This window comes from Frankia sp. CeD, from assembly GCF_000732115.1.
Lineage (GTDB): Bacteria > Actinomycetota > Actinomycetes > Frankiales > Frankiaceae > Frankia > Frankia casuarinae.
Map to the genome: position 1 here is coordinate 24,240 of NZ_JPGU01000022.1, position 22,077 is coordinate 46,316.

At 71.2% G+C, this 22,077-nt stretch carries 18 protein-coding genes and 1 pseudogene (1 of these 19 cut by a window edge); 9 read left to right on the top strand and 10 right to left on the bottom strand.

Annotated features, from left to right (window positions below; translation table 11 throughout):
* From CED_RS13140 to CED_RS13150, 3 genes and pseudogenes are all read right to left on the bottom strand, one after another.
* Window positions 1-170 (bottom strand): annotated as a pseudogene (locus CED_RS13140) (hypothetical protein); it reaches 631 nt to the left of the window's first position.
* A gap of 924 nt (window positions 171-1,094) precedes the next feature.
* Complete coding sequence (pdxH, locus tag CED_RS13145; protein ID WP_035729252.1) at window positions 1,095-1,898, bottom strand: pyridoxamine 5'-phosphate oxidase; 804 nt, start codon at window positions 1,896-1,898, stop codon at window positions 1,095-1,097.
* Between the two features lie 116 nt (window positions 1,899-2,014).
* Window positions 2,015-2,410, bottom strand: coding sequence for a toll/interleukin-1 receptor domain-containing protein (locus CED_RS13150; protein ID WP_035910952.1), 396 nt, complete (start codon window positions 2,408-2,410; stop codon window positions 2,015-2,017).
* Between the two features lie 426 nt (window positions 2,411-2,836).
* On the opposite strand from CED_RS13150, the gene CED_RS13155 reads away from it, so the two are divergent.
* On the top strand, window positions 2,837-3,946 hold the full coding sequence (locus CED_RS13155) for a citrate synthase 2 (protein WP_035910955.1): 1,110 nt from the start codon (window positions 2,837-2,839) through the stop codon (window positions 3,944-3,946).
* Window positions 3,939-5,063 (top strand): phosphoserine transaminase, encoded by a 1,125-nt coding sequence (serC, locus tag CED_RS13160; RefSeq protein WP_035910958.1) that lies wholly within the window; start codon window positions 3,939-3,941, stop codon window positions 5,061-5,063. Before CED_RS13155 ends, serC begins: the two co-directional genes overlap by 8 nt.
* 103 nt (window positions 5,064-5,166) lie before the next feature.
* Here serC and CED_RS13165 read toward each other — a convergent pair whose 3' ends face one another.
* The 3 genes from CED_RS13165 to CED_RS13175 form a co-directional block, all read right to left on the bottom strand.
* Window positions 5,167-6,534 (bottom strand): citrate synthase, encoded by a 1,368-nt coding sequence (locus tag CED_RS13165; protein WP_063613434.1) that lies wholly within the window; start codon window positions 6,532-6,534, stop codon window positions 5,167-5,169.
* Window positions 6,535-6,771: 237 nt separating this feature from the next.
* A complete protein-coding gene (locus tag CED_RS13170) occupies window positions 6,772-7,491 on the bottom strand; it encodes a response regulator transcription factor (protein ID WP_011434560.1) in 720 nt (239 codons plus the stop codon).
* Window positions 7,482-9,245 (bottom strand): histidine kinase, encoded by a 1,764-nt coding sequence (locus CED_RS13175; RefSeq protein WP_035910961.1) that lies wholly within the window; start codon window positions 9,243-9,245, stop codon window positions 7,482-7,484. Before CED_RS13175 ends, CED_RS13170 begins: the two co-directional genes overlap by 10 nt.
* A 360-nt stretch (window positions 9,246-9,605) precedes the next feature.
* On the opposite strand from CED_RS13175, the gene CED_RS13180 reads away from it, so the two are divergent.
* Window positions 9,606-10,037, top strand: coding sequence for a MarR family transcriptional regulator (locus CED_RS13180; protein ID WP_035910964.1), 432 nt, complete (start codon window positions 9,606-9,608; stop codon window positions 10,035-10,037).
* Between the two features lie 36 nt (window positions 10,038-10,073).
* Here the strand turns inward: CED_RS13180 and CED_RS13185 are convergent, their stop codons facing one another.
* Window positions 10,074-11,087 (bottom strand): Gfo/Idh/MocA family oxidoreductase, encoded by a 1,014-nt coding sequence (locus CED_RS13185; protein WP_023840617.1) that lies wholly within the window; start codon window positions 11,085-11,087, stop codon window positions 10,074-10,076.
* A gap of 207 nt (window positions 11,088-11,294) precedes the next feature.
* Here CED_RS13185 and CED_RS13190 point away from each other — a divergent pair, with 207 nt between their 5' ends.
* Entirely contained in the window at window positions 11,295-11,960 is a 666-nt protein-coding gene (locus tag CED_RS13190) for a 2'-5' RNA ligase family protein (protein ID WP_049760797.1), read from the top strand.
* Here CED_RS13190 and CED_RS13195 read toward each other — a convergent pair.
* Together CED_RS13195 and CED_RS26205 are read right to left on the bottom strand one after the other, a co-directional pair.
* Window positions 11,927-12,442: a winged helix-turn-helix domain-containing protein gene (locus CED_RS13195; protein WP_011434565.1), complete on the bottom strand. Its 516-nt coding sequence runs from the start codon at window positions 12,440-12,442 to the stop codon at window positions 11,927-11,929. The genes CED_RS13190 and CED_RS13195 overlap by 34 nt on opposite strands.
* Before the next feature lie 357 nt (window positions 12,443-12,799).
* Entirely contained in the window at window positions 12,800-12,880 is an 81-nt protein-coding gene (locus tag CED_RS26205) for a putative leader peptide (RefSeq protein ID WP_347272474.1), read from the bottom strand.
* Window positions 12,881-13,086: 206 nt separating this feature from the next.
* Between CED_RS26205 and CED_RS13200 the strand changes: the two genes are divergently transcribed.
* Together CED_RS13200 and CED_RS13205 are read left to right on the top strand one after the other, a co-directional pair.
* Window positions 13,087-14,007 carry a sulfotransferase gene (locus CED_RS13200; protein WP_035910967.1) on the top strand — a complete coding sequence of 307 codons (921 nt, stop codon included), beginning with the start codon at window positions 13,087-13,089 and terminating at the stop codon, window positions 14,005-14,007.
* A 57-nt stretch (window positions 14,008-14,064) separates the two neighbouring features.
* A complete protein-coding gene (locus tag CED_RS13205) occupies window positions 14,065-14,403 on the top strand; it encodes a DUF2530 domain-containing protein (protein WP_035910971.1) in 339 nt (112 codons plus the stop codon).
* Between the two features lie 28 nt (window positions 14,404-14,431).
* Here CED_RS13205 and CED_RS13210 read toward each other — a convergent pair whose 3' ends face one another.
* Window positions 14,432-17,971 carry a sacsin N-terminal ATP-binding-like domain-containing protein gene (locus CED_RS13210; RefSeq protein WP_051868799.1) on the bottom strand — a complete coding sequence of 1,180 codons (3,540 nt, stop codon included), beginning with the start codon at window positions 17,969-17,971 and terminating at the stop codon, window positions 14,432-14,434.
* A 187-nt stretch (window positions 17,972-18,158) separates the two neighbouring features.
* Between CED_RS13210 and CED_RS13215 the strand changes: the two genes are divergently transcribed.
* The 3 genes from CED_RS13215 (at window position 18,159) to purM (ending at window position 21,969) form a co-directional block, all read left to right on the top strand.
* Window positions 18,159-18,971 carry a sterol carrier family protein gene (locus tag CED_RS13215; RefSeq protein WP_035910978.1) on the top strand — a complete coding sequence of 271 codons (813 nt, stop codon included), beginning with the start codon at window positions 18,159-18,161 and terminating at the stop codon, window positions 18,969-18,971.
* 257 nt (window positions 18,972-19,228) lie between these two features.
* Window positions 19,229-20,863 carry an amidophosphoribosyltransferase gene (gene purF / locus CED_RS13220; protein WP_011434570.1) on the top strand — a complete coding sequence of 545 codons (1,635 nt, stop codon included), beginning with the start codon at window positions 19,229-19,231 and terminating at the stop codon, window positions 20,861-20,863.
* Window positions 20,860-21,969, top strand: coding sequence for a phosphoribosylformylglycinamidine cyclo-ligase (gene purM, locus CED_RS13225; protein ID WP_035910981.1), 1,110 nt, complete (start codon window positions 20,860-20,862; stop codon window positions 21,967-21,969). Before purF ends, purM begins: the two co-directional genes overlap by 4 nt.
* The last annotated feature ends 108 nt before the right edge of the window (window positions 21,970-22,077 follow it).

Below are 22,077 nucleotides of genomic sequence, written 5' to 3' on the forward strand. Positions count from 1 at the left end.
GNNNNGTCGGAGACGAGGGGGGACGGACTCGACTGGGTGACGGCGGCCGTGGCCGTCGCGATGGCGGTGGGCGACGGTTCCGGAGTTTCGGCGAGCGCCGGGGAGGCCAGTGCGATGGTCGCCATGCCGAGAACGCCGGCCACCGCGGCACGCATTCTGGTGATACGCATAAATCCGTCTCCTCGACGTGTGCCGAGCACGTTGATTGCGGGCAGGAGCGATTGCAGCCAAGAAGGTAGCAACGCGCCGTTCGTCCCCGGCGGGCCGGGTCCGGCGTAGCGGAACTGTTGGGTCGAAGAGGGACGGAGGACGGGCGCGACCCCTTTGTCGATCATGGAGTTCTCGACACTTCATGTTCGACAGGGAAGGGGAATGGGCCCGGGACGCCCGCACCGGGCGGCGTTGGAAAGAGCTGCCGAAGCCTGGATCCAGGCTCACTGGCGGCCCTCGACGCCGCCCCACACNGCCCGACATGGCGGGCGGGCCGGGTACGGCGCGTGCTCACGGNAGATGGAACGACGATGCGCCCCCAGCACGGCAGCCGCCACGTGCACCTGCCCGAAGGCCTCGCCCACGCCTGCGGCGTGCTCCTGACACAGGTCGACGTCGACGAGAAGACCAACGAAAATCCCTTTGTTCTCCGCGGTTTAGGCCAGATTCCTGACCTGACCGGCGTCCTGATCACTGCTTTCCCGGCCCCGCCCTCACACGCCCAGGCGGCAGGATCAAACGGCCACCAGCTCAACACACTGGAGCCCGGGGAACCGTGCCCGCAGAGCCTGGCAGATCTGCTCCGGCCTCCACCGTATGGCGAGGTGGTCCTGGATGAGGTCCCGCAGCTACGAGTTACGGATGATCTTGCTGGTGTCCGAGAAACGGGCCGCACCTCAGTTCACTCGCGTCAGCATTTCGTTGTCCGGTGCCGTGGACCAGTAGCACGGGAACGAGAACAGTAGTCACAGCTACAACGGAGAGCGCCCAGAAGGCAGGGTCTTCTCGATGCGAGGACGGGGCCCAGCCAGAGCCACCGGAGCCGGCACCTGTGGATTTGTGTACGCGCCCTCAGCCAAAGTTCTCCCAAGATCGGCGAGACTTCAAGGGGCGAGGCGTTCGACGACCCAGAGATCTTCGGCCGCGGTCGGGACGCCGCCGCCCGCATCGCCGCCGCCCGCATCGCCGACCCGGACACCGGTGGCGTCCGGGTCGGCGACGGCGAGGGAGTCCGTGCCGCCGCCGTCGGCCGGTACCGACACCCGCCGGTACCGCAGCCGGTCGTGCAGCCGGTCCGCGCGGCCCTGCCAGAACTCCACGGTGTCCGGCACGATGCGTAGCCCACCCCAGAACTCCGGTGTCGGCACCCGGGTGCCCTCGGGCCAACGGGCCGCGAGCTCGGCGGCGCGGTCGTCGAGCACCGTACGGGACTCGATGATCGTCGACTGGTGGCTGGCCCAGGCGCCGAGCTGCGAACCATGCGGACGCGACTGGAAGTAGCGTTCCGTCTCGGCCCGGCTCACGCGCTCGATCGATCCGATGACGACGACTTGGCGCTCGAGGGCGTACCAGGGGAAGACCAGCGAGCCGAAGGGGTTCTCGGTGGCCTCACGGCCCTTGCGCGAGGCGTAGTTCGTGTAGATCACGAAGCCCCGCTGGTCGAACCCCTTGAGCAGCACGGTCCTGGCACTGGGCCGCCCAGCGGCGGATGCCGTCGCGAACACGGCCGCGTTGGCCTCCGGAACGCCTACCCCGGGGGTGGCCGCGTCGATGAACCAGGCGGCGAACTGTTCGACCCAGGTCGGCGCGAGATGCTCCGGCTCCAGACGACCGGCGCGGTAGCCCTGGCGGAGCAGGGCGGGATCGGGGACGTCCAGATCGGGGACGTCCGGGTCCGGACCGCCCACCGGCGGCTCGTCGGCAGCGGAGGCTGGGGCCACGCCCCGATCCTGCCAGGCAGGCCGCGCACCCCAGCGGGACGGCCCCGAGAGTGATCCCGCCGGGCCAGGGTCCGTCGTCCCGGTCAGGAGAGCTCGGCCAGGATCTCGCGGACGCCGAGGTCCCAGCGAACCGTGAGGTNGGTGCACCGTCGGCCGGCCAGCCGATATGGCGCGTCGCCGCCCGACGACCCCGACAACAATGCTGGTAGCAGGGTGATACCGCGAGCGGCGAGATCATCGGCCAGCGCGGGCAGCCATTCCTGGACGATCCACGGCGTGTGGATTCCCAACGTTGAGTATCCGAGCACGAGAAAGTCGGCGACGGCGAGCGTCTCATTCATGAACATGGACACGGTGTCGCCGATGCGTATCTCCCAACGGTCCAGGTGCACCGCGTGCCCCGCCGCGCCGATCGCCCGGCCCAACCGTTCGGCGGGTGCGATGTCCGCTGCGCGATGACTGATGAAGACGAACGCCATGATCCTCCCGTCGTGTTCGCGCTGCGTGACTGCCGCCGGTCAGGCGTTCCAGGCACGAGGCCCGACCGTAGCGCGGAATGATCTCAGTTGACCAAACTTTCCATTCACGACTTTCGGCATATTCGTATAAATAGTAATATGATAGATAAAACTGCTGTGACTTACGTCATATTTTATGGGTTTCGCGTTGCCCGGTGCGTCGGTCTGTGCGCGGTCGGCCCCAGATAAGGGTTGGATGGAGCATCGCGGGGCACCTGCGCCCTGGCGCGCTGGGAGGCCTCACGGCAGGATCGGACGGAGCAGCACCGACGAAGCAGGCAGCACCGACGAAGCAGCACCGACGAAGCAGGACGCGGACGGGCCGCCGGCGGGACCATAGAGACAGAACCGGTGGGACCAAGAGACAGAAGCGGAGATCCGGACTCGATGGCCGAGAAAACAAGCGATTTCAAGCCCGGTCTGGAAGGTGTGATCGCCTTCGAGACGGAGATCGCCGAGCCGGACAGGGAAGGTAGCGCGCTGCGTTACCGCGGCGTCGACATCGAAGACCTTGTTGGCAAGGTCGACTACGGCCACGTCTGGGGGCTGCTGGTCGACGGGGCGTTCGAGCCCGGACTGCCGCCGGCCGAGCCCTTTCCGGTCCCGGTGCACTCCGGTGACATCCGGGTGGACGTGCAGAGCGCGCTCGCGATGCTCGCGCCCTACTGGGGCCTGGGCCAGCTGATCGACATCACCCCGGAGCAGGCACGGGACGATCTTGCCCGGGCATCGGTCGTGGCGTTGTCGTTCGTCGCCCAGTCCGCGCGGGGCCTTGGTCAGCCGGCGGTGCCGCAGAAGGAGGTTGACCGGGCCCGGACGATAACCGAGCGGTTCATGATCCGTTGGCGTGGTGAACCGGATCCCAGGCACGTCCAGGCCGTGGACGCCTACTGGGTCTCGGCCGCCGAGCACGGCATGAACGCCTCGACGTTCACCGCCCGGGTGGTCGCCTCGACCGGCGCGGACGCCTCGGCGGCGCTGTCGGCTGCCGTCGGTGCGCTGTCCGGTCCGCTGCACGGCGGTGCTCCGTCCCGGGTGCTCGCGATGCTCGACGAGGTCGAGCGCACCGGCGACCCCCTCGGCTACGTCCGCCGCGCCCTGGACCGCAAGGAGCGCCTGATGGGCTTCGGGCACCGGGTGTACCGCGCCGAGGACCCGCGGGCCCGGGTGCTGCGCCGGACCGCTCGTGACCTGGGCTCGACCCGCTACGAGGTGGCGGAGGCGCTGGAGGCCGCCGCGATCGAGGAGCTGACCAATCGGTTCCCGGNTCGCCCGCTGCGGACCAACGTCGAGTTCTGGTCGGCGGTGGTGCTGGACTTCGCCGAGGTGCCGGCCCATATGTTCACGTCCATGTTCACCTGTGCCCGCACCGCCGGCTGGAGTGCCCACATCCTGGAACAACAACGCACCGGGCGGCTGATCCGCCCGTCCGCGCGGTACGTGGGCCCCGCTCCGCGCCCGCTCGGTGACGTTCTGCCGGGGGTCAGCCGTGGCTGACGCTCCCGCGATCGTGCTGCCCGACCGGCTGCGTCCCCGGGACGGCCGGTTCGGCTGTGGCCCGTCGAAGATCCGTCCCGAGGCGGTCGAGGCCCTCGCCACGAGCGGGGCGACCTACCTCGGCACCTCACACCGGCAGAAGCCGGTCAAGAGCCTGGTCGGCCGGGTGCGGGCAGGCCTGTCCGAGCTGTTCTCCCTGCCCGAGGGCTACGAGGTCGTGCTCGGGATCGGCGGCGCCACCGCCTTCTGGGACGCGGCAGCCTTCAACCTCGTCCGGACCCGCTCCCAGCACCTCGTCTTCGGCGAGTTCGGGGGCAAGTTCGCCGACACGACGAAGGGCGCGCCGTTCCTGGCCGCGCCGTCGGTGATCTCCTCGCCGCCCGGTACGCATCCGGACTGGGCGCCGGAGGCGGGCATCGACGTCTACGCCACTCCGCACAACGAGACCTCGACCGGTGTCGCCCGTCCGGTCCGCCGGCCGGTGGGTGCGGACGACGGCGCCCTGCACCTGGTCGACGCCACCTCGGGGGCCGGCGGGCTGCCGGTCGACGTGCGCGAGGTGGACGTCTACTACTTCGCGCCGCAGAAGAGCTTTGCCTCCGACGGCGGCCTGTGGGCGGCGCTCGTGTCCCCGGCGGCGATCGACCGGCTCGCCGAGATCGCCGCGACGGACCGGTGGATCCCGCCGTTCCTCGATCTCACCACGGCCCGGGACAACAGCTCCAAGGACCAGACCTACAACACCCCGGCAGTCGCGACGCTGTTCCTGTTCGCCGACCAGATCGAGTGGATGCTCGCCCAGGGCGGGCTGGACTGGTGCGTGCGGAGGACCGCGGAATCGTCGTCCATNCTCTACACCTGGGCCGAGAAGACCTCCTACGCGACACCGTTCGTCGCCGACCCGGCCGCGCGTTCACAGGTCGTCGTGACGGTCGACTTCGAGGGGGTGGACGCCGCCGCCGTGGCCAAGGTGCTGCGCGCCAACGGTGTCGTCGACGTCGAGCCCTACCGCAAGCTCGGCCGCAACCAGCTGCGGGTGGCCTGCTTCCCGGCGGTCGAGCCGGCCGACGTCGAGGCGCTCACCACGAGCATCGACTACGTGGTCGAGCACCTGTAGGTGGTCGAGCACCTGTAGGCGCCGGGAACCGGCGGGAGCCGCCGGCCAACCACAAGGGCCGGGGCCGCGGGAGACGCCGCGGCCCCGGTGGGGCCGCATCCGGTCAGCGCAGCGGGCGCTCCGGTGCCGCCTGGGCCGCCTGGGCCGCGATCGGGTCGATCCCGCTGNCCCCGACCCCGCTACGGTCGTCTATCGGGACATACGACCGCTGGTCGTAGCCGATGTACAGCTGGCGCGGTCGGGCGATCTTCTGCTCGGGGTCGAGTAGACCCTCCTCCCACTGCGCCAGCCATCCCGGCATCCGGCNGATGGCGAACAGCACCGGGAACATCTCTACCGGGAAGCCCATCGCCTGGTAGATGATGCCGGTGTAGAAGTCGACGTTTGGGTAGAGCTTGCGCGCGACGAAGTACTCGTCCTCCAGCGCGATCCGCTCCAGCTCCATGGCCAGGTCGAGGAACGGGTTCGTGCCGGTGACCTTGAAGACCTCGTCGGCGACCTGACGGATCACCCGGGCCCGCGGGTCGTAGTTCTTGTAGACCCGGTGGCCGAAGCCCATCAGCTTCTTCTTGCCGTCCTTCACCTGGGCGATGAAGGCGGGGATGTTCTCGACCGACCCGATCTCCGAGAGCATCCGCAGCACCTGCTCGTTGGCGCCACCGTGCAGCGGACCGTAGAGCGCGGAGATCGCGGCGGCGGCCGCCGAGAACGGGTCCGCCTGCGAGCTGCCGACCGCGCGCATCGCGTTGGCCGAGCAGTTCTGCTCGTGGTCGGCGTGCAGGATGAACAGCACGTCGAGGGCGTGCTCCAGGTTGGGGTCCGGCTCGTACTTGAGCTCGGTGGCCTTCCACATCATGTTGAGGAAGTTGCCGGCGTAGGACAGGTCGTTGTCCGGGTAGACGTACGGGAAACCGACCGAGTGCCGGTAGGAGAACGCCGCCAATGTCGTGATCTTGGCGATCAGGCGGACGATCTGCAGCCGGCGCAGCCCCGGGTCGTCGATCGTCTTGGCGTCCGGGTAGAAGGTCGACAGCGCACCTACCGTGGAGACCAGCATGCCCATCGGGTGCGCGTCGTGGTGGAAGCCGTCGATGAACTTCTTGATCGACTCATGGACCAGGGTGTGATGGGTGATCTCGTCTTCCCAGGTCGACAGCTCCTCGGCGGAGGGAAGCTCGCCGGCGAGGAGCAGGTAGGCGACCTCGAGGAAGCTGCTCTTCTCCGCCAGCTCCTGGATCGGATAGCCGCGGTAGCGCAGGATGCCGGCGTCACCGTCGATGTAGGTGATCGCACTCCTACAGCTCGCCGTGTTCGTGAAGGCGGGGTCGTACGTCATCAGCCCGAAGTCGTCGTCGCTCGTTTTGATCGAGCGAAACGCACTCGCACGTACCGCGCCGTCCGTAACCGGTATCTCATACGTTTTTCCGGTGCGGTTGTCGGTGACGGTCAGTGTGCTGACCTGCTCGGACACGCCGGGCTCCTCTCGCTGTGGCGGTGCCGCAATGACGGCACTAGCCCAAGTCGGGGCGCGCGTCCGGGTACGGAGCGCTCACGCCGGTTCGCTGGCTCACATGGTTGTTCCCAAGTTTGGCCGTTCGTGCCTGCACATGCCCGTGATCGGTGAGCTCCGTCCCACGTGTGCTACACCACCCCCGGTGGGACAGAGTCTCCCGTGGCTGCGCTCGGGGTTGGAATCACGCTTCGATGGTCACCGCGGCTCGCCCAACCGGGTGGACCGCTCCTCGCAGAGCGAGGAGCGGTCCTCGCCGCCGGCCTCGCCGCCGGTGGCTCGGAGCCAGGCGAGCACGGCCAGCACCCGACGGTTGTCGTCCGCGGAGGCCGGCATCCGCAGCTTTGTGAAGACGTTGGCTACGTGGTTCTCGACGGTCTTCGGCGCCAGATGGAGTTTGGCGCCGATGCCCTGGTTCGATCGTCCCTCGGCCATGTGCCGGAGCACGGCCCGCTCCCTGGCGGTGAGGCGTTCCAGTTCGTCGGCCCGCCGGCGATGGGCCAACAGGCCGGCGATGACTTCCTCGTCGACGACGAGCCGGCCGCTGACCACCCTGCGTAACGCGTCGTGCAGCGCGGTGATGTCGTCCACCCGGTCCTTGAGCAGATATCCGATGCCGCCGCCCCCGTCGCCCAGCAGCCGCAGCGCGTACGGCGTCTCGGCGTACGTGGACAGCACCAGGATGCCCATCGCGGGATGGGCCGCACGTATCGTCTCGGCCGCTATCAGCCCCTCGTCGGTGAACGTCGGAGGCATCCGGATGTCCAGGATGACGGCGTCGGGCCGGTTGCCGGCGAGCTGGTCGATGATCTCGTCCGCAGTCCCGGCCTGCGCGACGACCTCGACTCCCGCGGCGGCCAGCAGCATGGCCAGCCCCTCGCGGAACAGGGCCGAGTCGTCCGCGACGGCTACCCGCACGGGATGCTCGCAGTCAGCCGGGTGCCGCCGCCGGACGGGCTGACGATGCTCAGGTCGCCGCCGAGCGCACGNACCCGATCCGTGAGACCCGCGAGCCCGCCACCCTCGACCACGACGGCACCGCCCTTACCGTCATCGGTGACTTCGATCAGGATGCCGCCGTCCACGCACCGGACCGTCACCCGGACCTGGGCCGCCCCGGCGTGTTTGACCGTGTTCGTCAGCGCCTCGCAGATCGTGTAGTAGGCGCCGGCCTCCAGGATCGGCTCGAACCGGACGGTCGGGNTGTCGAACTCGACCTTGACGGGGAGGGGCTCGATCACCACCTCCAGGGCTGGGCGCAGCCCACCCTGACTCAGCATGGCCGGGTGGATTCCCCGGGCCAGACTGCGCAGGTCCTGGAGAGCATGATGCAGATCCTCGCGAGCGGCTTCGATGGCAGAGATCGTATCGGGGTCGGAGGTCTTTGTCCGGGCGAGTCCCAGTCTGGTGGCGAGGGCCAGCAGCCGTTGCTGGACGCCGTCGTGCAGATCGCGCTCGAGGCGGCGCCGTTCGATCAGGCCGGCCTCCACGATGCGGGCCCGGGAGGCGCGTACGGCGTCCAACTGCGCGGCCACGGCGGCGTGCAGCCGGGCGTTCTCCAGCGCCATGGCGCTGGCCTGCAGGGCGACCGTGACCAGGTCGCGGTTGCGCTCCTGGGCGGCGGTGGCGGAGATCAGCGCCAGTGGCGCGCCCGACGAGGTCGTCACCGGCACGAGCAGCCGGCCGGCTCCGGGGCGGGGCGGGGNGGCCGTGGCGCCGTCGGCGTCGACGTGCCGCCGCTCCTGCGGCATCCATAGGAAGAGCTCGGCGGAGTCGTCGTGCAGAGCCGTACGCAGGATGTCCCGTACGGCCGGGACCGTCGGTGGCATCGGCAGCGTCGCCAGGATCTGGGCGATGCGGGCGCGGGCGAGCTGGCGGCGTACGCCTGCCGCGGCGAAGGCCAGGGGGATGGTCAGCAGCGCGAGCGCGATGAGGATGAAGGCCGGCGGGACGTAGGCTCCGCTGGGGTTGCAGACGAAGATGTTGACCGTGGCGGCGAGGGTGAACGCGACCAGCAGCGCGATGGCGACCGGTCCGAAGATCCGGCGGNCGAGCGCGGAGTAGCGGCGCAGCCGCACGCGGACGACCCAAAAAAAGGCCGCGGCCAGCACGAGGGTCAGGCTGTCGAGGACCCAGATGATCTCCTCGAAGGCATCCCGGTCGATCGGCGAGCCATACCACCAGACATTTCGGGAATATCCGAACCAGGTCGGGTCGGAGATGCCGACCAGTCCCAGGTTTGCCACCGGGATGAGGAGGACGGCGCTCGCCAGCAGGGCGCGCTCGCGGTTGCTCTGCAGTCGCCCGACCGGATATCGCAGCGCGCCCCAGCCGAGACAGACCCAGAAATGCGTGTAGGCGAACGTGGAGATGAAAGCCGACGGACCCTCGTCCCACGCCACGGTCCAGGTCAGTGCCCACAGCAGACCACTGAAGATCATGGCTCCGGTGGCGCTGCCCAACGCGTCCTCACCGTTCAGCAGCACTCCGGTGAGGACGAAGGTGAGCGCCACCGAGACGTTGATGCCCGCCGTCACCGGGTTGTCGGAGAATGCCGGCCACTGGCAGGCGACCGTTCCGGCCGTGGTGGCCACACCCCCGATGCCGAAGCACCATGAGCGGTGGCGGGCGGCGCAGGCGGCCAGCCGGCGGGGTACACGCGGATGAGGCACCTCAATCCACCGTATGTAGCCGGAATCTCACCGAACAAGCGTCGCACATGGCGACCGGGGGTTTCGAGGGTTCCCCCCTAATCTCCCGGCGGCAACCCCCCGAAGAACTCTGGAGCTGCCCCCGAAGCCAGCGGTGGCATCGAAGGTGGAGGCTGGGAGAAACGGGTCGGTGTCCCTCGGGGACCGGGCCTTCGGGGCCGGGTCTTCGGGGTCGAGCCTTCGGGGCCGGAGCTCGCGAGAGGCCGCCTGTGGTGGTGGGTCGGCTGCCGCTGGGGGGTGGCCGGCCCACCTCCTGCTGTTTTCGGCGGTTCACCAGAATGTCATTCGTTTCTGAGTGTCGCTAACGAGTACCGTCGTGAGATGGAGACCGAGACGGCACGTGAGGCCGAACTCGCGTCCGCGCTGCGCCTGTCGGTGATGCGGCTTTCCCGGCGCATGCGCCAGGAGCGGTCGAGCCGGCTCACCCCCACGCAGACCTCCGCGCTTGCCACGCTGGAGCGGCACGGCCCCATGACGCTCGGGGAGATCGCCGCCCNCGAGCGCGTCCAGCCGCCGTCGATGACCCGGGTGATCGCGCATCTGGCCGTCACCGGGCTCGTCGAGCGCCGGCCGCATCCCACCGACGGCCGTCAGGTGATCGCCGAGGTGACCGAGGCGGGTCGAGCCCTGCTCGAGGACGACCGTCGGCGCCGGGACGAATGGCTGACCGATCGGCTGGCCGAGCTCTCACTCGAGGAGATCGCCGCGCTGAACCGCGCCGCACCGATCCTGGACGCGCTTGCCGGCTCGTAGGCTGCCCGCCGATCCGAGCATCGTTCCGACCGCCGTTCAGAGCTCCACCCAACCGCCCTGCTGATGGGAGGTCTGCGCGGCGGCCATCAGGTGGTTCGCGGTGAGCAGGTCGTGGAAGGTGGCGCCGCGGACCAGCCGGGCGTCGTCGAGTTCGGTGGCACGCACCACGTCGTAGGTGGCCTCCATCAGCCCCGGCCGGGAGGTCGGCACGGTCGGCATCATCAGATCCCGGATGCCGCTGCCGTCCTGGCGGCGGACCAGACGGCCCCGGACGACGATGCGTCCGGAGTCGCCGCATACCGTGAGGGTGGCTGTGCCGAGGTTCCCGCCCATCTGCTCGTTGATCAGGACCGTCGCGCCGCTCGCCGCCAGCAGGGCCAGCGTCACCGGTGCGTCCGGGGTGAGCGCCGGGGCGGGCATCGCGGCCGGATCGGCGCAGACCGCGAGGATCTCGCCGCACCAGCGCATCGCCAGATCGATGATCTCGACTCGCCCGGCGGGCCCGTTCGGCGCGCCCACCACGGTCATCTGGGTGAGCCGGCCCAGGGAGGGAACGGTCGCCGCGACGTGGGTGGCAGCCGGCCAGGCCCGCCCGTCGAGCGCGACCACGTGGGCGAGATCACCCTCCTCGGCGAGGTCGGCGACCGCGCGCAGGGCCTCGGCCTCGACGGTCGCCGGCCCGGCCAGGAGCACGTGCAGGCCGATCTCGGCCGCTTGCCGGGCGACGATGTCGGAGGCGGGCGGCGGCATCTCCACGCAGACCGCCTCGATGTCGTCCGAGAGCAAGGTGAGCAGATCGGCGTACGCCCGTCGGACACCCGCCTCGGCGGCCCAGGCCAGGGACTCCAGCGGCTCCGGGGCGAGGAGACCGACGACGTCGACCCCGGCATCGCGCAGCACCTCGGCGGTAGTGCTGTCCGAGCCGTCGGTGACCAGGGCCATCGCGAGGGGCAGGTCCGGCTGCCGCCGACGCACGACGCGCCGCAGCTCCCGCCAGGCCTGAGAAAGGGCGGGATCGCGCGGCGGCACCAGATCGGGGAGCGTCGTCACAGCATTGATAGTGCTCCCCGTCCGGTGGCGAGGGTCGCCGGTCAACCCGATTGTCGCCGAGAACCGATCGGAGGCCGAGCGCTCGCCATCCGAGCCCGGAGCAGGTCCGTGCCGCACTGTTCGTCTCGTCCCAGGGAGACTGTCGTCTCGTCCCAGGGAGAGGGAGCCTGTCGTTCCAGGGAGGTTGAGCTGGCAACCAGACTGTTCGTGGCGGCCGTCCCACCCCCCGAGGTCGCCGAGGCGCTGCTCGCGGCCGTGCGCAGGACGCGCGCCGCGGCGGCGGATCTGCGCTGGACCACGCCGGACCAGTGGCACGTCACGTTCGCCTTCCTCGGGCCGGTGCCGGACGACCGGCGCGCCGAGCTCGGCGTGAGACTGGCGCGGGTGGCACGCCGGCACGGCCCGTTCGCCGTCGAGACGGTCGGCGGCGGACGGTTCGGCGATCGGGTGCTGTGGACCGCGGTGCGGCAGCCACCGCCGGTGACCGCGGACGCATCCGTCGACGGCATTGCCGCGGCCGCCGCCGCGGCCGCCGGTGACGTGGCAGGCTCGCGAGCCAGCCCACGCCTGACGGCGCTGGCGGTCGGGGTCCGGCGGGCCGCCGAGCGTGCCGGGGCGGCCCGCCGGAACACCCGTCCGTTGCGCGCACATCTGACACTCGCCCGGGTGCCGAACGGACGCGGGCGAGCACTGGAACCGCTCGTCGAGCTGTTGCGTGCCGATGTCCCACCGCTGCCCTGGAGCGTCGAGCGGCTCATCCTGATGAGCAGCTCGGGCGGCGGCGAGTCCGGATCATCCCCCACCTACCGGGCGGAGACGGTCTGGGACCTCGTCGGCGGTCAACCGTCGGTCGAGGGATCCGCCGGGCGGTAGCGGTAGCCCACGCGGCGGATGGTCTCGATGCGGTCCCGGTGCTCCGGGCCGAGCTTGCGCCGCAGCCGCGTCACCAGGACATCCACCGTGCGGATGTCGGGAGCCGACTCGTCGTCGACCTGATGGCCCCAGACCGAGCAGAGCAGTGCCTCCCGGCTGTACGCCTGCCCGGGATGGCGGACGAAGAAGTCCAGTACCTCGAACTCCAGGTAGGTCAGCTGCAGGGTCCGGCCGTCAACGGTGGCGAGCCAGGCGGTGCGGTCGACCCACACCCCGCGCTGGGGCGGCGGCGCGATCTCCCACTGGCCGGTCCGGAGGCCGGCGTCGGGCGTGTGCGTGGGCGCCGTCGCGGGCAGGGACGGTCTCGGCAGGGACGGTCTCGGCCGGGACGGTCGTGGAAGGGACGCCGCCGGAACGGACGCCGCACGGGAGGGCGCGGTGTGGGGCGTCCGGTACGGGAGGACGGTCGTCTGCGGGGGCATTGCTGGCCTTTCGGTCAGGTTTCTCTCGGTCACCGAAGATCGGGTGGGCGGCGAGATGCCGTCGACGTGTCAGCGTTCTGGCCGGTGGGTCCGCCGGGTACGCGGCGCGGTGGCGCGAAGATGGTGGCGGTGTCTCTCACCGGCGGCGGCGGGGGAGGGCGGGGCCGATGTTGTTCGGGGGAGGTCGGCATGTGCAGCTACCAGCGATGACGCTGCCCGGTGGGGCTTTCCTGGCGATGCTTGCCGGTTCGCGCGAGACGAGGCAACGTCGGTTGACAGACGGTGGCGTGCCCTGGTGCGGCGTCCGGACCGACTGACGCTTCGTGAAGCGCCGTGCGGGAGGTAGGCGGCTGCCCGTCAGGCCGCCGGACAGGCGGCCGAGGCAACGCGGAGCAGATCAATGTGGCCCCGGGTGACCAGGATCAGCCGCTTCAACACAAGAGCAACGGAAGCACACTGCTCCGGTGGTCGCCAAGCATTGAAAAGTATGACTTATCTCACCTCTTGGTCTTTCGGTGGAATCCGTGGTGCATGACGCCGGCCGTGGAGGTCCCGGGATATCCATCTTCCCGATGGAGAAGCGTGAATATACTCACGGACTGTTCCAGGAACCGCGGCCGGGGACGTCAGGAACAGGAGATGCCGTGGCTCTGCCTGATTTCTTCGTGATCGGTGCTCCCGACGCGGGTACGGAGGTCCTGCACGAGGAACTCGGCCGCCATCGATCCGTCTTCATGTCCGAGATCCCGCAACCGGGGTACTTCCTGGCCGGGCGCATCCTGGAAAGCGGGCTCGACGTCACCACGGCAGGCCGGGCCGGCGTCGTCTGTTCCGTTTGGGACAAAGCCGGCGGGAGTGCCGGTCGTCCGGGCTGTGTGGCTCGCGCCGGGCCGGGCGAGCGATCACCTGTCCGTCGGCGATCCGACTACGAGGCGCTGTTCGACGCGGCTCCGGCGGGTGCGGTGCGCGGCGAGAGCACCCCGTACTATCTCGCCGACTTCACGGCGCTGCGGCATATTCACGAACTGCTTCCCTACGCGAAGCTCATCGTCGTTCTTCGTGATCCGGTGGAGCGGGCCTATGCGAACTGGGTCCGGATGCGGCTGGCCGGTCTTGAGGACCTCGACGATTTCGAACGTGCCGTGGCCGCCGAGGCCGCCCGGACGGCCGCGTGCTGGCCATGGCCGTGGCGCTACCTGGCCCTGGGCAGGTACGGCACGCAGCTGCAGCGGCTGTTCACGCTGTTCCCCCGCGAGCAGGTACTCCTGACGGCGCACCGCGATCTGATCGGGGATCCCGCCGCCGTCATTCGACGGGCCCACGGTTTCCTGGGGGTCAAGCTGGGGGTCAAGCGCCGAGGCCGTCCCGGGCCACCCGGGACGTCCGTGCCGACGCCCCCGTCCGTGCCGACGCCCCCGTCCGTGCCGGCCTTCCCGGCCCCCCGGCTGGATCCGGCGATCGGGGCCCGGCTGCGGGACGGGTTCCGTTCCGATATCGCCCTGCTGAGCGACGTGACGAGACGCCGGTTCGACGAGTGGCTCGTCGAACCGGCGGACGACTCCTGACTATCATCCCGGCCGCGAGCAGCCCGGCCGCGAGCCGAGAGGGTAGCGTCGAGCGGGATGAGCGTCTCAGCAAGCAGCGATTCCACGGGTGGTGCGCACGCCCCCGAGGTACCGCCCGTCCCGGAGGGCGGCGAGCCCGCCGCGACAACCCGCCCGTCCGCGCCCGAACCGTTGCCCTACGACGGGGTCGCCTCCGTCGCGGTGGGAACCGTGCTGTGGGCCATCGCCGCGCTGGTCATGGTGTTCTTCCTCGACGACCTGCGGGGCGATGGCCGGCTCTGGTGGTTCGCGACGGCGATCTGCGGCTTCGTCCTCGGGCTCGCCGGCCTGTGGATCGTGATCCGCCGCCGCAACCGGCTGCGGGCGCGGGGAAACCCTGACCACGCGGATCGATAGTCCGGCGACCGGAACCCACCGGCGCGGCTCAGGTCTCGTCGAGGTCGTCCTCCGCGGCTCGGAAGGCGGCACCGTCGGGGTCGCGCAGCGCCGCGGCCAGCGCATGCCGCCGGTCCCACTGCCCGCCGCGCCAGGCCAGGGCCCGCGCGAGCGCGTCCGAGCCGGCCTCGGCATCCACGTGGATCTCGCCGCCGATCCCGCCGAGTACCCGCCAGGGCACCCGGGTTGGCCGGCCGGCGAGATCCTCGACCAGCAGCGGGTCGTGAACCCGGTACGGTGTGCCGTCCGGTGCCTGCCGGGCCTCGCCGGGGCCCGCCGAGGCGATCTCGCAGGTGCCCGCCTCGGCGGTGAGGCGCACGCCGAGGACGTGGGCCACCTCGGCCGCCCGGTCCAGCGGGAGACGCAGCCCGAAGCGGTCCGCGCCGAGCAGCCCCAGCATGTCCGGTGCGTCCACCACGACGACGTCGGCGCAGGCCCGGACGCCGTCCGGGGTGCGGACGGTCAGCGGCGGGNCGAACCGCCCGNCGTGGGCGGAACCGTCCGGCGCCGTCAGGACCCGGGCCACCGCGTCGACCGCGGCGATGTACAGCGTGCGAGCCGCGGGCCACGGCACGTCCCGGTCAACGTCGCCCAGCCGGTCGAGCAGGTCCATCACCGCGCCCAGGTCGCCGAGGACGTCCTCCAGCGTCAGCCGGCAGCCGAGGTGGCGCAGGAACTCGTCGTCGACCCCNGGGAGCGGTGCCGCCGGCGCGAACAGCCCGGTGAGCAGGGGGTCCGCGTCGGGTAGGACGAGCTCGCCCGGAGGCAGAACCCTGCTGTCCCGGTGCGCCGGGTGTTCCGCGGAGCGCTCCGCCGGGTGTTCCGCGGAGCGGGGCACCCGGCCGTCGCCACCGACGGGCAGCACCGCGTGCCGCGCCAGCCACCAGCGCGTATAGGACGGCTCGGGGGCGAACACGATGTCCCGCAACGGTGGTCGGGCGAGCTCGGCGAGCGCCTCGGGCCAGGCGGTCCGGTCGACGAGTTCGAGGTCGCGTACCGCCGCGAACACCCCGATCATGGCGGGTGCCGGTGGCCCGCCGGGAGGCGGCCGACGCAGGTTCGCCGAGCCGCCCGGCGCGCCGTGGTCGTCCGCCGCGACGTCGTCAACCCAGATGTCGCTGTCGTCGAGGTCAAGCAGGATCTGCTCGTCGGGATCCAACGGCAGGTCGTGGGCGTGCAACACCCCGAAGGTGCGCAGCACACCGACCTTCGCCAGTACCTCGGCGGGCCAGGCCCGCGCGACCTCGGCGCTCAGGGTGCCGAAGGGCGCGTCCTCGGCGAGCACCCGATCCAGGGGGCCTCCCTGGATCAGCAGCTCGCCGGCCGGGGTGAAGTCACCGTCGCCGTCCGGCAGCAGCAGCTCGTCGAGCCAGCTCAGGTCGGCCGCGGACTCCTCGCCCGCGTCCCGGACCAGCGCCAGCACCGCGTTCGCCAGGGCGGTGAGATCATCGGGATCGTCCTCCGGATCGGCGTCCAGGACCGCCTCGCGTACCGCCGCATCCCTTAGGACACCCGCTGGAGTGCCCTCAAGCGCGCCGAGGGTGCGCAGGGCATCCCGCGCCGCGTCCTGGGCGCAGGCGTCAGGATGCACGACCCGCAGCGGCAGCCCCGATCGGGCCAGCGCGACGATGTCGAGGTCGGCGGTGGGCAGCAGGGTCCCACGCGGACCGGTGACCATCCGCGTCCGCAAGGCGCTGGACCCGGCTGCCCCGCGCGGCTCGGTGTCCTCCCAGGGCGCGGGAACCTCCGTGACCGGTACCGGAAGCGCGCCGAGCGCATCCCGGTCCGGCGCCCCGACCAGGAGCGGATAGAGACGTCCCCACCAGTGTGGCGGGCGGGGNACCCCNGNGAGCAGCTCGACTAGGGCGGCGCTGTCCACCCGTCGAACGCCCAGGGCGGAGAGTGCGGTACGCCACCGGCGGGCCGCATAGGCCGCNGGGAGCAGGCCGGGANCCTGCCCATCGNCCTTCGCCGCGACGGTGTCGTCGCTATCCGGACCCGCCCCGTCCGTGCCGGCGATCTCGGCCGGGTCGGCCTCGGTCCAGGCCTCGGCCGGGTCGGCTCCGCAGGAGCGCAGCAGCTCGGTGACCGCATCGGTCGCGGGGCCGAGATCGCAGACGGAACAGTCCCGGCCACGCAGACCGGCGGGCAGCATCGCCGCGTCCGGGAGAAGTCGGGTCAGCACGTCCCGTAGCCTGCCGTCGACTTCGCCCACCGGCAGCCCCGTCGGCACGAGGGCCAGCGCGGCCAGCGGGTCGCCAGGTGTCTCGGCTGGGTCCCTGCCGGCGTCTGGGTCCCTGCCGGCGTCTGGGTCCCTGCCGGCGCCCAGGTATTCGGCCAGCGCCACGGTGGCCGCGCTCAGCTGATCGGTGAGCCAGTCTCGTAACGGACCCGATACCGTGTGTCGACGCGAGGGATCCAGTGGCAGCTCGACGCTCGCCAGGATCGGCAGCGAGATCGGTTCGTCCGTCGGCTGAGGTGCCCGCACGACCCGGGCGACGCTCTCGGGCCATCCGCCGTCGCGGACCATGACCCGGGCGGTGAAGCGGTTCCGGCCGCGCTCCTCTACCGGGCGGTCGGCCAGCAGGTTGGCCGGGATCACGCCGCTACGGGCGATGCCGCGCCAGCGCTCGCCGTCGAGATCGGCGATCTCCACGCGGGTCGCCGTCACGCCCGGCGCGGGCTGGGATGAGCCGCCCCCGCGGATCCATCGACAGGTGATCGTCCGAACGGCTCCGTCGACGTCAACCACGATCTCGCTGGGACCGCCGAGGACGAGCGGCAGAGTCGGATCGAGCCCGGCCAGCAGATCCCGGGCCGCCGTGGCCGCCGCGACGTCCCGCAGCGGGAGGCGGATCACGGTGTCGTACCCGTCCGGCGGTGCGGGCGGCGCGGGAAGATCGAATGGCAGCCGGAGGATGGGTACCGCCCCGTCGCGCCGGGCCAGTTCTTCGGTCAGGCCCGGCGCCGGCGTCGTGGTGCCGGCGCAGCCCACCCCCGCGGCCGTCACGGCCTTGATCACCCTGCTCTTCGACCAGGTGACTCCGGACGCCCTCCCGCCCGGGCGGGACCGGGAGACGATCGAGGGATCGTCGCTCACCGCGAGCACTGCGGCGAACCCGGCGCCGAACCGCCCTACCGACGTGGTGTCCCGTTTCGCCGAGGCACGCAGGGTCGACAGCGCCTCCACCCCCGCCGGGCTCAGCGGTGCCCCCGTGTTGGCGATCTCCAGCAGGCCCCCGGGACCGGCGCCGGTCTTCGAAGCATCCGGAGCATCCGACTCCGAAGCGGAGGTGCGCAGCCGCAGGTACACCCGGGCCGGGACGCCGGCCTCACGCGCGGCGTCGACCGCGTTCTGCACAAGTTCGACGACGAGGCGGTCGCGATAGGCGCCGAGAGCCGCGTCCTCCTCGGCATTGGCGTCTTCCCGGAAGCGGGCCGGGGAGGCGGCCCAGGCGTCAAGAACCCGCTGCCGGATCGCGGCGGTTGCGTACTCGTCGGCGGGAGCGCGCGGGATCGTCACTGGCACCCGTCCATACTCGTCTTCCTGCCCGGCAGGGCGGGGGATCGGGTCCGGCACACCGGCGCGCGCGGACAGCCGGATATGACCGCGTACCGGTTTGTACCGGTTTGTACTAGATGTTATCGGGTGGTGCCTGGTGGTATCTGGCAGGTAGGCTATCCGGCCGGGACGCGGCGCCGGGCAGGATGGAGGGGTGCCACCCCGCGGACGCCGCCAGGATCCCAGGGCGACCGGTACCGAGCTGGCCGCGACGTTGGCGGACCAGTGGCAGCGGATCGTCGATGCGGTGAGTGTCCTGCCCAACGGGGCCCTCGGGGTGCCGAGTCCGCTGCCCGGCTGGACGGTCGGCGACCTCGTCCTGCACGTCTCCCGCTCCGCGTCCGCGCTCACCGAGGCCCTGGCCCCCGCGGTCCCGGCGTCCCGGCGCACGACGGATCTCGTCACGGCGAGGGATCTCGTCACCGCGAGCGGCTACCTGACGGGCGCCGGAACCCGGACGGAGGCCGTCGCGGACACCGCCCGCTCGCTGGCGGCGAACCGTGGGCCGGCCGAGATCAGAGGCCGGCTGGCCGGCGAGGTGTCGGCCGCGGTGGCCGCCATGGCCGCGGTGACTCAGGAAGCGGTGGTCCCGACGCCGGGCGGCCCAATGCGACTGGCGGAGTTCCTGCGCACCCGAGCGGTCGAGGCGGTGGTGCACGGCCTCGATCTAGGCGTCACGCCGGTCCGGGATGCGCTCAGGGCGGCGACGAAGGTGTTCGCGGAGATGTTCGCCGAGCGGGCACCCGGACGCTCGGTGGAACTGCGGGTGCNGCCGTTCACAGCCGTGCAGATCGTCGAGGGTCCACGCCATACCCGGGGCACACCGCCGAATGTCGTCGAGGCCGAACCCGTCGCCTTCGTCCTGCTGTGCGCGGGCCGCCTGCCGTGGGCCGAGGCGGTGGCCGACGGCCGGGTCGCGGCCAGCGGCGAGCGCGCCGACCTCAGTTCCTACCTGCCCCTCCTGTAGATGCGGGTTGGCTGGTCCGGATGATCTACCAGGGACGATCTGGTCCGTCCGGGCATGCGCGCACAACGGCCGATGCGCGTCCTCACTGCTAGCGTGGTGGAAGGTAGCTGCCGGGGTGAGGCGGTGGTCGGAGTGGTCGGCGCGTCTCGGCACGTCTCGGCACGTCAGCGGACGAGCCCGGCACCTCTGTGGTCCCGCATGGTCCCGCGCGAGATCGTCCGCATTCTTCGGTGTCCCTGACCTGTCGAGGAGTCCTGGTGCCAGACGTCGCACCCCGCTTCGGCGCCACCCCCGGATGGGAATCAGACCTCTCCGACGAGCCGGGGCCGCGTGACGCCTGCGGTGTGTTCGGGGTGTGGGCGCCCGGTGAGGACGTGGCGAACCTGGCCTACTACGGTCTGTACGCGCTGCAGCACCGCGGGCAGGAGGCTGCCGGCATCGCGGTCGGGGACGGTCGGACCGTGGTGGTCTTCAAGGAACTGGGGCTTGTCGCTCAGGTCTTCGACGAGGTCACCCTGTCCAGCCTGAGCGGCCATGTGGCGGTCGGTCACACCCGGTACTCGACGACGGGCTCCTCCACCTGGGAGAACGCCCAGCCGTCGTACCGCACCGCCCGCTTCGGCGGCCCCATCGCGCTCGGGCACAACGGCAACCTCACCAACATCGTCGAGCTCGCGCGGACGCTCGGCGCGGAGCGGGACCGCCTGCGGGCGACCACCGACTCGGACCTCATCACCGCCATGCTCGCCGACCATCCCGGCCCGACCCTCGTCGACGCGGCGATGGACGTGCTGCCCCGCCTGACCGGGGCCTTCTCGCTGGTCTTCTCGGACGCCTCGACGCTGTATGCCGCCCGGGACGCGCACGGGATCCACCCGCTCGTGCTCGGCCGGCTCGACGGCCATCCCGACGGCGCGTGGATCATCGCCAGCGAGACGGCCGCCCTCGACATCGTCGGCGCCACCCTCGTACGGGAGATCGTTCCCGGCGAGCTGGTCGTCATCGACGCCGAGGGGGTGCGTTCGCGCACGTTCGCCCGGCCCGATCCGCACGGCTGCCTGTTCGAGTACGTCTATCTCGCCCGCCCGGACACGTCGATCGCCGGACGTTCCGTGCACGCCACCCGGGTCGATGTTGGCCGGCAGCTGGCCCGCGAGGCGCCGGTGGAGGCCGACCTGGTCATCCCCGTGCCGCAGTCCGGGGTACCCGCCGCGGTCGGCTACGCGGAGGAGTCGGGTATCCCGTTCGGTGAGGGCCTGGTCAAGAACTCCTACGTCGGGCGCACCTTCATCCAGCCCTCGCAGACGATTCGGCAGCGCGGGATCCGGCTCAAGCTGAACCCCCTGCGGGATGTGATCGAGGGGCGTCGCCTCGTCGTGGTGGACGACTCGATCGTCCGCGGCAACACGCAGCGCGCGCTGGTGCGCATGCTGCGGGAGGCCGGCGCCGCCGAGGTCCACATCCGGATCTCCTCGCCGCCGGTACGGTGGCCCTGCTTCTACGGCATCGACTTCGCGACCCGCGCCGAGCTGATCGCCAGTGAGGCGGGCATCGAGGAGATCAGAGCCTCTCTCGGGGCCGACTCGCTGGCCTACGTCTCGTTGGAGGGCCTCGTCGAGGCCTCCCGCCAACCGGCCGGCACGCTCTGCCGGGCCTGCTTCGACGGCGTGTACCCGGTTCCGCTGAACGATTCCGACAAGCTCGGCAAGCATCGGCTGGAGGCGACGGGCGGCGCGGAGACCACCGAGGACATGATCGCCGAGGCGTTGCGGCGCGGCGTGACGCTGGGCATGAACGGTGCCGATCCCTCCCCGGACAACCACGACGCCGAGCCTGAGCCCGAGCCCGATCTTGAGTCCGAGCCCGAGCCGGCCGGGGTGAGGCCCGCATGAGCGGTGGATTGAACTCGTACCGGGCGGCCGGGGTCAACGTGGCCGCGGGCGAGCGTGCCGTCGAGCTGATGCGCGGTCACGTCGCGCGCGCGATCCGGCCCGAGGTCGTCGGTTCGCTCGGCGGATTCGCCGGCCTGTTCGCGCTGGATACGGCGCGGTACCGTCGGCCGCTGCTCGCCTCGTCGACCGACGGTGTGGGCACCAAGATTGCCGTTGCCCGGGCCCTGGACACGCACGACACCGTGGGCATTGATCTGGTCGCCATGGTTGTCGACGACCTCGTGGTGTGCGGCGCGGAGCCGCTGTTCCTGCTCGACTACATCGCGTGCGGCTCCCTGGTCCCCGCGCGCGTGGCCGAGATCGTCTCCGGCATCGCAACCGGCTGCGAGCAGGCGGGGGCGGCGCTGGTCGGCGGGGAGACCGCCGAGCACCCCGGGCTCATGGGTAGCGACGACTACGACCTGGCCGCGACGGGGGNCGGGGNCGTGGAGGCCGACGACGTGCTCGGGCCGGAGCGAGTCCGGCCCGGGGACGTGGTGGTCGCGATGGCATCATCCGGCATCCACTCCAACGGCTTCTCGCTCGTACGGCATATCTTGTTCGGTCCTGTCGATTCTGGCCAGCCCGGTGGGATTCCCGAGACCGCGCGGGAGGATCTGGAGGCATACGTCCCGTCCCTGGGGGGCACGCTGGGCACGTCCCTGCTGGTTCCGACCCGCATCTATGCTCGGGACTGCCTGGCGCTGGCCGCGGCTGTCGAGGTGCACACCTTCGCCCNCATCACCGGCGGCGGTCTCGCGGCGAACCTCGCCCGGGTCATCCCGCCGGGCCTGCTGGCCACGGTGGACCGGGCGTCGTGGTCAGTGCCCCCGATCTTCGGTCTGCTCGCCGAGCGCGGCGAGGTGACCCAGGCGGACATGGAAGCCACCTTCAACCAGGGAGTCGGCATGGTGGCGGTCTTGCCGGCCACCGCGGTCGCCGACGCTCTCGCGCTGCTCGCCGCGCGGGACGTGCCGGCCTGGGTGGCAGGGGAGGTCGGCACGGCGGACGCTCCGGAGCCAGCCGGCGTGGCCAGGGCCCGGCTCGCCGGCCGGCATCCACGCTGAGGCGGCCCGTCCGGGACAGCACGTCCGGGACAGCCCGTCCGGGCAGGGCAGCCCCTCCGGGCAGGTTGGGCAACCTGTCCGGGCAGCCTGGGCTGATCAGGAGTGAAC

Coding starts and splice junctions, on each gene's coding strand:
- CED_RS13195 (WP_011434565.1), bottom strand. CDS start 12,442: ATGCCCCCGCAGACGACCGTCCTCCCGTACCGGACGCCCCACACCGCG.
- CED_RS13205 (WP_035910971.1), top strand. CDS start 14,065: ATGAGCGTCTCAGCAAGCAGCGATTCCACGGGTGGTGCGCACGCCCCC.